The organism is Pseudoflavonifractor capillosus (assembly GCF_016902575.1).
In the GTDB taxonomy this organism is placed as follows: Bacteria; Bacillota; Clostridia; order Oscillospirales; family Oscillospiraceae; genus Enterenecus; species Enterenecus capillosus_A.
Genome location: NZ_JACSNZ010000004.1, coordinates 1 through 12,563, shown reverse-complemented (window position 1 = coordinate 12,563; position 12,563 = coordinate 1). Strand labels below are relative to the sequence as shown.

Sequence of the window (12,563 nt, the reverse complement as noted above, 5' to 3'; positions counted from 1 at the left end):
ATTTGACTGTAAAATCGTGGCGAGTAGGGATAACTTACCCGCCCTATTTTATGCTCTATGAGCCGCTTAAACAAGGCTTTTGACACCGAAAAGCGTTATATTACTTAACATTTGTTATAGACGGCGGGTAGGGTATACTCCGTTTGCTCAGTTAATGGCATTTTAATGCCAGATTTTGTACCTCTTACAACAAACCCGTTGAGAAAAAAATATGAATGATTATATTATAATAATCGAAGGAGGTGCGGTATGGATATTCAGATTATTGAGCACATAAAAGAAACATTAAGCGTAGTTATTCAGTGCAATAAAATTGATGATGAAGTAATGAGATTAAAATCGCATATCGAATCATTTGACAATAAATTGTATGCCCAAAAAGACGGTACACAATTTTGGGTAAATTTATCAGAAGTATTATACTTTGAATCTGTAGATAATCATACATTTTTATACACGCAGGAAGATGTTATGGAAATCAAACAAAGATTATATGAACTGGAGGAAATTTTATCCGATAAAGACTTTGTCCGAATTTCAAAGTCACTTATTGTAAACATAAATAAAATCCGTTCCCTAAAACCAGAGTTAAATCGTACCATTTTAGTAACGTTGTGTAATGGAGAGTTATTATATATTTCCAGAAAATATGTCCCGTTTGTGCGGAAATTATTATCAATATAGGAGGATGGCAATGAAAAACAACAAAAATGATATCATAAAATTTTTCGTTTGGATGAGAAATGGAATTGCTTTTTGCACGACGTGGCTTCTTATCATCTGGATAGCATATTGTCATATTTCCAATCAGCAACAAATTTCGGTAAGTATGTTAACTAAACTACTGTTTTTTGTGATTGGTGGCGTGCTGATTTTTAATATTCTTTTTACAAAGGTTTTTATTAAAAATTGGACTTTCACAAAAAGATTAACCTGCTTTATGGTGTTGCTTAGCTTATACGAGTGTCTAAACTTCTATTGGATGGGATTTTTTAGCGGTATAGGGACATTTATTCAGTGGTTAGTTTTTATCGGAATTATATGTGTTCTTTATTTCATTTGTATTGCAATATACCAGAGGTATAGCAATAAGCAAGGAGAAATTTATACGCAAGCTTTGATAAAATATCAACAACAAAGGAGAAATGTAAATGGGAAATAGAAAAGAGTTAGTATCATCATTGCAAGAACTGAGAGAAGATAATATAAGAAAACAAAAAAGAGGATTGCATTTTATTGTTGCTTCTGTTTTCATTTGGGTAGCAGTCTTAGGTATCCATATATCCTCATTGCCGATTTTGTCAAAAAACTTATTCACCTTTTGCTGTTCAACACCATTAGTTCCGTTGGCTTTTTTACTCTCGAAAATTTTGAAAATTGATTTTCAAAATAAAGAAAATCCACTTTCAGGATTGGGGTTACTTATTTCACTTAATCAAATGCTCTATATATTGATTGCTATGTGGGTATATGCAGTTATGCCAGAAAAAATGCTGATGGTTTATGCTATAATTTTTGGAGCCCACCTTTTGCCATATGGTTGGCTATATCAATCAAAAACATATTATGTTTTTTCTATTTTGATACCGATTATTGTATTGTTGCTTGGGATATATGCTCCGACATTTTTTGTGGCGGTATTTATGCTTATCACAGAGATAATTTTCTGTAGTTTGCTAATTCTTGAAAATAAAAAGGTTAAGTCAAAGATGTCTCTTCAGACAGCACGAAAAATATTATAAAAGCCTTTCGATATTACTCTAAAAATAATGCTCCATCAGAGAAATAGAGCCAAAGTAGAGCCAATATGCATAAAGAAGCCCCGGAAACCGTGGGATCCAACGGTTTCCGGGGTTAATTTCTTTATTCCCACTCGACAAAGCCTAATCAATTTTGTTTAGAGATTATTCTCTGTCGTATTCGTGGTGCTTTTGATTATTTGATGTATCCATATTATCCTGCCTATACGGGCTAATGTTATCATTTTGTTATCGGCATTGATAACACTCGCTCTGTAACTGCGGATAATAGCAATATGTTTCGACTCAAATTATAAGCTATTTTGTTAAGAAAATCCACACCTAATAGCTACAAAATTGTCTCACTCTCTTTGCAATGGCCGTTTATATGGTACATTCACTCCCAGAGCATCCAAAGGAGCTGTAATCAAAATGGAAAGGACAGCAACCGACAGGACAATTCATCCGACCTATTCTGTTTGATTTTCTGCTTTGAGCGGTTCGGTTATACCTTCACGCTCTGCCATCTGCTTTACCAGCCGAAGAAATATATCTTCCGCCTGTGCGTCAATATCGGCAAGGTGACTGTTCAAGCTACAGGATGTAAGCGATCAACACAGGTCAGACAGGCTATTTTGGCAGAAAATTTACTGTCGAATGATATCATCTAAAAATTCAGTTATCTCTACGTTGTAAGCCGAGCCCGGAATAAAGGTAAACTTCTCCGTAATGATATCGTATTCCTCTAAATATCCCTCAATTTCCAATTTGAGGTCCTCAATGAACTCGGTATCTTCAATGAAAGAAAGGCAGTCGCTTTTACTCATAAAAACACCCCGGAATGGCAAAGCAGCGGCATCCTCCAGCACCTGATACAGATCGGCCGTCATTCCATCATCCACTCCAACTATAAAATACCAAAAATCCGCATGAGGCACAGTCCCCTCTTTCAATTGGCACAAATGAGTTTCCCATACTGTAATCTGCACGTCTTTCCAAAGCAAAACACAGCTGTCCTCCGTGTGTGAAGCCCCGGGGAACCCAGCAAACCGCTCCAGCGTATGTATCAAAGTGGATTTTCCTACACCCTCTGCTCCCAAAAGACAGACAGAAACTGACCGGGCCACTGATGGCTTGTTCTGGTGTGGAATTTTCTGCAGCTTTTCCTCAGAATTCCCATTAACCTTTGATTTCCTCTTAAACAAACTCATCTCTCATCGCTCCTTCTCTGAACTTTGATCAATCGGTCTTCTTTTCTTGCCTAGTATGTCATAAAGCAACTTACCGGTCAGGTTAGTTTTATTGGTTAGCAAATATCCTACCGGCGATTGTAGTTTTAGAAGTATATAGTAGCAAATTTCCCCCTGATTGGTTTTGAAGCGGCAGAATAACCATCGACAGTTATTTCATCTGTTGTAAAATTTTTTGTGCGTGATGTGTTGCAAAACTGTTGCAAAAACGAATCAGCGATTCAAGCTGTAAATGCCGCAAACCCGTATAAATACTGGGGTTTTCCGGGTCTCTGAAATCATTCCCACTCAATCGTGGCAGGAGGCTTGGAGGTGATATCGTAGCAGATACGGTTGATGCCAGGCACCTCGTTGACAATACGGACGCTGATCTTGTCCAGCAGATCATAGGGGATGCGTGCCCAGTCAGCTGTCATAAAGTCGCTGGTGGTGACAGCACGCAGGGCCAGAGTGTAGTCGTAGGTACGACCGTCACCCATGACGCCCACGGAACGGGTATTGGTCAGGACAGCGAAATACTGGTTGATGTTCTTATCCTCGCCAGCGGCTGCGATCTCCTCGCGATAGATGGCATCGGCCTCCCGCAGGGTGTCCAACTTCTCCTTGGTCAGGTCACCGATGACACGGATGGCCAGACCAGGTCCGGGGAAGGGCTGACGACTGACCAGGTACTCAGGCAGCTGCAGCTCACGGCCCAGCTGACGCACCTCGTCCTTAAACAGCAGGCGCAGAGGCTCCAGAATCTCTTTGAAGTCCACATAGTCAGGCAGGCCGCCCACGTTGTGGTGGCTCTTGATGACAGCGGCATCACCGGCACCGGACTCAATGACATCGGGGTAAATGGTGCCCTGAGCCAGGAAGTCCACAGCGCCGATCTTCTTGGCCTCTTCCTCGAAGACACGAATGAACTCCTCACCGATGATCTTGCGCTTGCGCTCAGGCTCGTCCACACCAGCCAGCTTGGCCAGGAAGCGGGCCTCGGCATCCACTCGCACGAAGTTCATGGCCCACTTGGAGAAAGCGGCCTCCACCTCGTCGCCCTCATCCTTACGCATGAGGCCGTGATCCACAAACACACAGGTGAGCTGGCTGCCCACAGCCTCGGCCAACAGCGCAGCGCACACAGAGGAGTCCACGCCGCCGGACAGAGCCAGCAGCACCTTACCATCGCCCACCTTCTCACGGATGGCTGCAATAGCAGTGTTCTTATAGTCCTCCATGGTCCAGTCGCCAGCAGCGTGGCACACCTCATAGAGGAAGTTGCGAATCATCTTCAAGCCGTTTTCGGTGTGGTTGACCTCGGGGTGGTATTGCACGCCATAAAAGCCCTTCTCTTCGTTGGCAATGGCCACGTTGGGGCAGTTAGCACTGTGGGCCACCAGCTCAAAGCCCTGAGGCACCTGAGCCATGTAGTCGCCATGGCTCATCCAGGAGATGCCCTGCTCAGGCAGGCCCTTGAAGATGGGGCTATTGGTATTGTACCAGGTCTCGGTCTTACCATACTCCCGGGCAGTGTCGTCCTGGGCGGGGGTGACCTGGCCACCCAGGGTGTGGGCCATGAGCTGGCAGCCGTAGCAGATGCCCAGCACAGGCACGCCCCAGGTAAAGATCTCAGGATCCACCTTGGGAGACCCCTCCTCGTACACGGAGTTGGGGCCGCCGGTGAAGATGATGCCGATGGGGTTCATGGCCTTGAGTTCGGCCAAGGGGGTGGTATAGGGCTTGACTTCGCAGTAGACGTTGCACTCACGCACACGGCGGGCGATGAGCTGGTTGTACTGACCGCCGAAGTCCAGCACGATGACAGTTTGATGTGCCATACTGGTTTTCCTCCCTTAGATGGTAGTCACGTCGATGGGGCGCAGGTCTGCGCTGCGGCTCTGCTCACGGACGGTGAGCATGGCCCGGGCGGTGTCGATGGCGGTGACACAGCCCACAGAGTGTTCCACCGTAGCCCGGCGAATCTTGAATCCGTCGGTATCCTGACGGCGGCCCTTGGTGGGGGTATTGATGACCAGGTCAATGGTGCCGGAGGCAATCATATCGCTGATATTGGGGTGAGCCTCGGAGACACGGGCCACCTGGGTGCAAGGCACGCCAGCCGCCTTGAGCACCTCACAGGTTCCGGCAGTGGCCAGAATCTCGATTCCCATATCGGCAAAGCCACGGGCAATGCCCACAATCTCCTGCTTGTCCTCGTCCTTGACGGTGATGATGATACGGCCGCCCTTCTTGGGCACACGCATGTTGGCGCCCTTAAAGGCCTTGAGCAGTGCCTGGGGGAAGGACTCGGCAATGCCCAGCACCTCGCCGGTGGACTTCATCTCAGGGCCCAGGCCGGTGTCAACGTCGGTGAGCTTCTCGAAGGAGAACACAGGCATCTTCACAGCGTAATAGTCGGCTTCCTTGTAGATGCCAGTGCCGTAGCCCAGGTCCTTCAGCTTCTGCCCAACCATCACCTTGGTGGCCAGATCAATGATGGGCACTCCGGTAACCTTGGAAATATAGGGGATGGTACGAGAGGAACGGGGATTGACCTCGATGACGTACACATCATCGTTGTAGATGATAAACTGGATGTTGATTAGGCCAATCACACCCAGAGCCTTGGCCAGATCCCGGGTATAGCGTAGGATGGTCTCCTTGTGCTTATCCTCCACATGGATGGTGGGATAGACAGAGATGGAGTCACCGGAGTGAACACCAGCCCGCTCGATATGCTCCATGATACCGGGAATCAGAATGTCCTCGCCGTCAAACACGCCGTCCACCTCAACCTCACGGCCCATGAGATACTTATCGATCAAAATGGGGTGCTCCTGGACGGTGCGGTTGATGATGCGCATAAAGTCAGTGATGTTGCGGTCGTTATAGGCGATCTCCATGCCCTGACCGCCCAACACGTAGGAAGGACGCACCAGCACCGGATAGCCAATCTCATGGGCGGCCTGGAGGGCCTCCTCGGTGGTGAACACGGTACGGCCCTTGGCACGGGGAATGCGGCACTGGTTGAGGATCTCGTCGAAACGCTCACGGTCCTCAGCTGCATCCACACCGTCAGAGGAGGTGCCCAGGATGGGTACCCCCATCTCGGTGAGCGCCTTGGCCAGCTTGATGGCGGTTTGACCGCCGAACTGCACCACGGCGCCGTCGGGCTTTTCCTGTTCCACGATGTTCTGCACGTCCTCGGCAGTCAGAGGCTCAAAGTACAGCTTATCGGCCACATCAAAGTCGGTGGACACGGTCTCGGGGTTATTGTTGACGATGATGGTCTCATATCCCAGCTTTTTCAATGCCCACACAGAGTGCACAGAGCAATAGTCGAACTCAATGCCCTGGCCGATGCGGATGGGGCCAGAACCCAGCACCAGCACCTTCTTGCGGTCGTGCTCGCCGTCGTTGGCCTCGTTCTCACCGTCATAGGTGCAGTAGTAATAGGGGGTCTCTGCGTCGAACTCGGCAGCACAGGTGTCCACCATCTTGAAGGAGGGCACGATGCCGTATTTCTCCCGCAGAGCCTTCACGTCCTTCTGTTCCATACCGCACAGCTTTCCAATGTAGCTGTCAGCAAAGCACATCTCCTTGGCTTCCTTCAGGGTATCCACATCGGGGACACCACGGCAAGCCTTCAGGCGCTCTTCCATGTCAATGATGCGCTTGAAACCGTCCAGGAACCACAGATCCATCTTGGTGATCTGGTTGATCTTATGGGGGGACACGCCGCGGCGCAGCGCCTCAGCCACCACGAACAGGCGCTCGTCGGTGACCTGAGCCAGCAGATCCTCCACCTCGTCGGTATAGAGGTCATCCAGCTTATCCAGCTTCAAAGCCCGCACGTTCAGCTCCAGGGAGCGGATGGCCTTCATCAGGGCGCCCTCAAAGGAGTTGGCAATGGCCATCACTTCGCCGGTGGCCTTCATCTGGGTGCCCAGGGTGCGGCTGGCGGTGGTAAACTTATCAAAGGGCAGGCGTGGGATCTTCAGCACGCAGTAGTCCAGGGTAGGCTCAAAACAGGCAGTGGTCTTGCCGGTAACAGCGTTGGGAATCTCATCCAGAGTATAGCCCAGTGCCACCTTGGCAGCCACCTTGGCAATGGGATAGCCAGTGGCCTTGGAGGCCAGTGCAGAGGAGCGGGACACACGGGGGTTGACCTCGATGACAGCATACTCAAAGCTGTCGGGGTTCAAAGCAAACTGACAGTTACAGCCGCCCTCGATCTCCAGGGCAGAGATGATATCCAGAGCGGCGGTACGCAGCATCTGGAACTCCTCGTTGGCCAGAGTCTGGGTGGGAGCCACCACGATGGAGTCGCCGGTGTGCACGCCCACGGGGTCAATGTTCTCCATGGAGCACACGGTGATGACGTTACCGGCGGAGTCACGCAGCACCTCGAACTCCACTTCCTTCCAACCAGCGATGCAGCGCTCAATGAGCACCTGGTTGACGCGGCTGAGGTTGATGCCGCGGTCGGCAATCTCCCGCAGAGAGGGCTCGTCGTAGGCAATGCCGCCGCCGGTGCCGCCCAGGGTGTAGGCGGGACGGACGATGACGGGATAGCCGATGGAGTTGGCAAACTCCACAGCCGCATCCACGCTCTCCACCACCTCAGAGGTGACGCAGGGTTGACCAATCTCCTCCATGCAGTCCTTAAAGCCCTGGCGGTCCTCGGCCTTACGGATGGACTCGGGGGAAGTGCCCAGCAGCTTCACCCCGTACTTGGCCAGGGTACCGTTCTCGTGGAGAGCCATGGCCAGGTTCAGGCCGGTCTGACCGCCCAGGGTGGGCAGAATGGAGTCGGGCCGTTCCTTCTCGATGACCTGAGTCACGGTGGGGATATTCAGAGGCTCAATGTACACATGATCGGCAATGTCCTTGTCGGTCATGATGGTGGCGGGGTTGGAGTTGACCAGTACCACCTCCAGGCCCTCTTCCTTCAGGGCACGGCAAGCCTGGGTACCGGCGTAGTCAAACTCAGCGGCCTGGCCGATGACGATGGGGCCGGAGCCCAGCACCAGTACCTTCTTGATTTCAGGATTCTTAGGCATTACTTGTCACCTCCCATGGATGCGATGAAACGGTCAAACAGATACTCGGTGTCCCGGGGGCCGGCGTTGGCCTCGGGGTGGAACTGGGTGGTAAAGCAGTTGGGGCGCTTGTAGCGCAGGCCTTCCACCGTGTTGTCGTTGACGTTGATGTGGCTGATCTCGGCCACCTCAGGGTGTACGGAGTCGGCCAGTACCATGTAGCCGTGGTTCTGGCTGGTGATAAACACCCGGCCCTCGGCGATGTCCCGCACGGGGTGGTTGCCGCCACGGTGGCCGTAGTCCAGACGTCCAGTGGAAGCACCAGTGGCCAGAGCCAGCATCTGGTGGCCCAGACACACGCCGAACATGGGGATATCACTGTCATACAGCTTCTTGAGCTGAGCAATGCACTCCACATTCTCGGCGGGGTCGCCAGGGCCGTTGGAAAGCATCACACCATCGAAACCACCCTCCAGCACCGTCTCAGCGGCGGTAGTGGCAGGAAACACGGTGACCTCACAGCCACGGCGGCACAGACAGTCGATCATGTTCTGCTTCACGCCGTAGTCCATCATCGCCACACGGTACTTCTGTTCACCCACAGCAGGGAACACTTCCTGCTCCTTGCGGGTGACCCGCTCCACGGTGCCCTCTACCTTATAGGCACGGAGCTTTTCCAAAATCTCCGCCACATTAAAATGCTCCGCACAGGTAATCATGCCGTTCATGCTTCCCTGATTGCGGAGGATCTTGGTCAGGGCACGGGTGTCTACCCCTTCAATACCTGTAATATTGTGTTCTTTCAAAAAGTCGTTGAGCTCGCCCTCGCAGCGGAAGTTGCTGCCCCGAGGAGACAGATGACGCACCACAAACGCCTCCACCCAGGGACGGGAGGATTCGTTGTCCTCATGGTTGACTCCATAGTTGCCGATGAGGGGATAGGACATGACCACGCCCTGTCCGGCATAGGAGGGGTCGGTCAAAATTTCCTGATACCCGGTCATAGAGGTGTTAAACACCATCTCACACACACGATCTGCGGTGGCTCCGATGGATCGACCTTGGAACATAGCACCATTGGCCAGAATCAAAGTTGCCTTCAACATATATCCCACCTTTTATATATACTTGGTTTATTCTATCGCAAAAGCAGCTAAAATACAAGAAATTCTGATGTGCTTTTTTATTTTGCCATAAAAACCGGAATTATGGCCAAAGGGCAGGCATATCCCCATTGCTTCACGGGCAAAATGTTCAATAAGCCACATTTTGCCGGAGGTGTTTTCATGTTTGTAGTGCTCATTCGCACGCTGGTACTCTACGCTCTACTGGTGGTAGGTATCCGTCTGCTGGGAAAGAGGCAGCTGGGAGAATTGGAACCCTCAGAATTGACCCTGGCGCTCATCATTGCCGATTTGGCCAGCGTCCCCATGCAGGACAATGGCATTCCCCTGTTGGCTGGAGTCATCCCCATCATCGTGCTTTTGTCCATCGCTTCCATTCTCTCCATTCTGTCCACCAAATCCATCCGCTTTCGCACCCTCCTCAGCGGGCGTCCCAGCGTGGTGGTGCGTCAGGGACGGGTGGTGGAACAAGCCCTGCGTGCCAACCGCCTGACCTTGGACGAACTCATGGAGGAACTGCGGATCCTGGGCCACCCCTACCTGGAGGAAATCCATACCGCAGTCCTTGAAACCAATGGCCAACTATCTGTACTCCCCTATGCCGCTCAGCAGCCCGCCACCGCTGGACAGATGGGCTTATCTCCGGATGAACCTGGGCTGCCCCTGGTTTTAATCAGCGACGGGCGGCTGTTATCCCAAGACCTGCGGGGACGGGGCTACGGGGATGAATGGTTGACCCAACAGCTCCAGGCCCGAGGTCTCTCCTCCCACAAGCAGGTGTTTCTTATGACGGTGGACGACCTGGGTCACACTTGCTGCATTCCTAAGGAGGGCGTACAATGAGACGACTGGTGTGTTCCCTGCTGCTCCTGGCTTCGCTGCTGGGCCTCACCTCCCTCCACGTATGGTATCTCACGCAGCAGACCCGCTCCCTCTCCCTTCAGCTGAATCAGGCGCAACAACAAGTAGAGGCCGGAAACTGGGATGAAGCCTTTGCCCTGACCCAGCGGGCTTGGAAGCATTGGGAAAATCAAATGTTCTATCTTCACACAACCCTCCACCACGATGATATCGACCAGGTGAGCACTGCCTTTCAGGAAACTCTGGCCATTTTACAACAGCAAGAGCAGCCAGGAGAATATGCTGCTGCCAACGCCCGCATTCTCTACCAACTGGAGTTGCTGGTAGAGGCTGAGCTCCCCTCGCTGAAAAACATTTTATAAAACTGCGGGAATGAAATAGAAAGGGCGTGTGCCTGAACCTTTTAGGTCTCATGCACACGCCCTCTCCCCTCAGGTTTCTGGCTTAGTAGCCCTTACCCATGGGATTCTTGTTGTCCATGCCGGACTTCTTGCAATTCTCAGGAGACTGCTTCTTGCGGTTCTCGGTGCCCTGGTGCTTGCAATTTTCAGAGCTGGTCTTGCTGGGGGTACGGCTGTAATTCTTATCCATGATTATCACCTCACTGTCAGCAGTATGCCACCGCCCTTTCTTCTTTATACCGTGTGAAAAAAATTTTCTCACAGTGGTACACACCCGCAAAGTTTTATGTTATAATTTCAACAATCTTATCATCACAAAGGAAAGGATGATCCGCCCGTGAAATGTCCCTTTTGTGCACACCCTGAAAGTAAGGTGGTAGACTCCCGCCCCGCTGACGAAGGCAGCAGCATCCGCCGCCGTCGGGAGTGCCTGGCCTGTCACAAGCGCTTTACCACCTATGAGACCATGGAGAGTCTGCCCCTAGTGGTCATCAAGCGGGACGGCCGCCGCCAGGCCTTTGACAAAAATAAGCTCATGGGCAGCATGCTCAAGTCCTGCGAAAAGCGCTCTGTTCCCACCGACACCCTGGAGCGGATTGCCGATGAAATTGAGCAGGCCCTGCAAAACGAGCTGATGCGGGAGATCCCCTCCACTCAGATCGGCGAACTGGTGATGGAAAAGCTGCGAGATGTGGATGAGGTGTCCTATGTGCGCTTCGCCTCGGTATACCGCCAGTTCAAAGACATCAACACCTTCATGGATGAGCTCAACAAACTCTTGAAGGAGCGATAACATATCATAACATCAGGCCCGCTTTTCCCTTATGAAAAGCGGGCCTGATCTTTCTTTTCACGCATAGTCTGAGCTGTCCTCTCATACTCTGTTATCACCATACAGGAAATGAGGGATATATGCCATGAAAGCCGTGCTCGCCCTGTCCCTGGCTGTGCTGTGCCTGATGCCCATTCCGGCCAGGGCTGCCCAGGTAGATATCACCGCCCCCTCCGCCATTCTCATGGAGAAGAGTACAGGCGAGGTGCTCTTTGAGCAGGACTCCCACGCCGTCTATGAGCCTGCCTCAGTGACCAAGGTCATGACGCTTCTCCTGGTCATGGAGGCCATTGATGCCGGGCAGCTGTCTTGGGATGACATTATCACTGCGTCTCCCTACGCCTGCTCCATGGGTGGATCTCAAATCTGGCTCAAAGAAGGGGAACAACTCACCGTCCGTGAGATGGTGAAAGCCGTAGCGGTTGCCTCTGCCAACGACTGTGCCGTAGCCTTAGCCGAAGCAGTAGCTGGCAGCGAAAGCGTCTTTGTTCAGCGGATGAATGAGCGGGCCAAAGAACTGGGCATGGAGTCCACCGTGTTCTGCAACTGCACTGGGCTGCCCGCAGAGGGTCACGTGTCCTCCGCTTACGACATTGCTCTGATGAGTCGAGAGTTGATTTTGAATCATCCTCAACTGCGGGAGTTCACCACCATCTGGATGGACACTCTGCGAGAAGGGCAATTCCAGCTGACCAACACCAACCGTCTCATCTACTCCTATCCCGGCGCCACGGGGCTGAAAACCGGCTCCACCGACAGCGCCCTCTACTGTCTGTCCGCCACCGCTGAACGAGACGGCATGGAGCTGATTGCGGTGGTCATGCACGCCGCCACGCCCAGCGACCGCTTTGACAGCGCCGCTGCCCTGCTCAACTACGGCTTTGCCAACTACACCCTCACCCAGGTCTACCCCGACCAGGTTCTCCCTCCCATCGCCGTGCTGCTGGGAGAGCAGGACACGGTGCAACCGGAATTGGCCCGTGACTGCACCATCCTCACCCAACAGAGCCAAAGCGCCTCCATTACCACCCAAATTCATCTGCCCCAGGAGGTTTCCGCCCCTGTGGAGGAAGGACAAAAGCTGGGAGAAATGGTGGTATACCTGGATGGAAAGGAACATGAAACGGTGGACCTGGTGGCATCCTCCGGAGTGCCCCGGCTGACCACTCTGGGTATCTTCCAGGAACTGCTGGATGTGCTCTTTTTCCTCCCCGCCAACTCATAATAGGAACCCCCCGGCATAGCCGGGGGTTCTTCATATGCGGGCAAAGCCCTTTGTTACTAGCCACGCCTAAAGGCGTTAGTACGGTCTGCCATCTGCGAAAGACTAAT

The 12,563-nt window shown here is 51.9% G+C and carries 12 protein-coding genes and 1 pseudogene; 7 read left to right on the top strand and 6 right to left on the bottom strand.

What is annotated here, in order from left to right; all coding sequences use genetic code 11:
- Positions 1–249: 249 nt before the first annotated feature.
- From H9X86_RS02370 to H9X86_RS02360, 3 genes are read left to right on the top strand one after another with little or no spacing between them, the layout of a single operon-like run.
- Positions 250–684 (top strand): LytTR family DNA-binding domain-containing protein, encoded by a 435-nt coding sequence (locus tag H9X86_RS02370; protein ID WP_087166875.1) that lies wholly within the window; start codon positions 250–252, stop codon positions 682–684.
- Between the two features lie 10 nt (positions 685–694).
- Positions 695–1,162, top strand: coding sequence for a hypothetical protein (locus H9X86_RS02365; RefSeq protein ID WP_087242999.1), 468 nt, complete (start codon positions 695–697; stop codon positions 1,160–1,162).
- On the top strand, positions 1,152–1,742 hold the full coding sequence (locus H9X86_RS02360; RefSeq protein ID WP_204899983.1) for a DUF7010 family protein: 591 nt from the start codon (positions 1,152–1,154) through the stop codon (positions 1,740–1,742). The genes H9X86_RS02365 and H9X86_RS02360 overlap by 11 nt, the downstream gene beginning before the upstream one ends.
- A gap of 467 nt (positions 1,743–2,209) precedes the next feature.
- Here H9X86_RS02360 and H9X86_RS02355 read toward each other — a convergent pair.
- From H9X86_RS02355 to H9X86_RS02335, 5 genes and pseudogenes are all read right to left on the bottom strand, one after another.
- A pseudogene (locus tag H9X86_RS02355) lies at positions 2,210–2,335 on the bottom strand (TnpV protein); the annotation flags it as partial.
- Between the two features lie 51 nt (positions 2,336–2,386).
- Complete coding sequence (locus H9X86_RS02350) at positions 2,387–2,950, bottom strand: hypothetical protein (protein ID WP_204899982.1); 564 nt, start codon at positions 2,948–2,950, stop codon at positions 2,387–2,389.
- Between the two features lie 317 nt (positions 2,951–3,267).
- Positions 3,268–4,809, bottom strand: coding sequence for a glutamine-hydrolyzing GMP synthase (gene guaA, locus H9X86_RS02345; RefSeq protein WP_204899981.1), 1,542 nt, complete (start codon positions 4,807–4,809; stop codon positions 3,268–3,270).
- 15 nt (positions 4,810–4,824) lie between these two features.
- A complete protein-coding gene (gene carB / locus H9X86_RS02340; protein ID WP_204899980.1) occupies positions 4,825–8,034 on the bottom strand; it encodes a carbamoyl-phosphate synthase large subunit in 3,210 nt (1,069 codons plus the stop codon).
- Positions 8,034–9,119 (bottom strand): carbamoyl phosphate synthase small subunit, encoded by a 1,086-nt coding sequence (locus tag H9X86_RS02335; RefSeq protein ID WP_346011412.1) that lies wholly within the window; start codon positions 9,117–9,119, stop codon positions 8,034–8,036. Before H9X86_RS02335 ends, carB begins: the two co-directional genes overlap by 1 nt.
- Positions 9,120–9,299: 180 nt before the next feature.
- On the opposite strand from H9X86_RS02335, the gene H9X86_RS02330 reads away from it, so the two are divergent.
- Together H9X86_RS02330 and H9X86_RS02325 are read left to right on the top strand one after the other, a co-directional pair.
- Positions 9,300–9,980: a DUF421 domain-containing protein gene (locus H9X86_RS02330; RefSeq protein ID WP_204899979.1), complete on the top strand. Its 681-nt coding sequence runs from the start codon at positions 9,300–9,302 to the stop codon at positions 9,978–9,980.
- The gene (locus tag H9X86_RS02325) at positions 9,977–10,360 is read left to right on the top strand and encodes a DUF4363 family protein (protein WP_204899978.1); all 384 of its coding nucleotides are present in this window, start codon (positions 9,977–9,979) and stop codon (positions 10,358–10,360) included. The genes H9X86_RS02330 and H9X86_RS02325 overlap by 4 nt, the downstream gene beginning before the upstream one ends.
- A gap of 82 nt (positions 10,361–10,442) precedes the next feature.
- On the opposite strand, the gene H9X86_RS02320 is transcribed toward H9X86_RS02325, so the two are convergent.
- Positions 10,443–10,589, bottom strand: a complete 147-nt coding sequence (locus tag H9X86_RS02320; RefSeq protein WP_204899977.1) for a hypothetical protein — start codon at positions 10,587–10,589, stop codon at positions 10,443–10,445.
- A gap of 147 nt (positions 10,590–10,736) precedes the next feature.
- Here H9X86_RS02320 and nrdR point away from each other — a divergent pair, with 147 nt between their 5' ends.
- The gene (nrdR, locus tag H9X86_RS02315; RefSeq protein ID WP_204899976.1) at positions 10,737–11,192 is read left to right on the top strand and encodes a transcriptional regulator NrdR; all 456 of its coding nucleotides are present in this window, start codon (positions 10,737–10,739) and stop codon (positions 11,190–11,192) included.
- A 124-nt stretch (positions 11,193–11,316) separates the two neighbouring features.
- Entirely contained in the window at positions 11,317–12,456 is a 1,140-nt protein-coding gene (locus H9X86_RS02310; RefSeq protein ID WP_204899975.1) for a D-alanyl-D-alanine carboxypeptidase family protein, read from the top strand.
- Positions 12,457–12,563 lie beyond the last annotated feature (107 nt).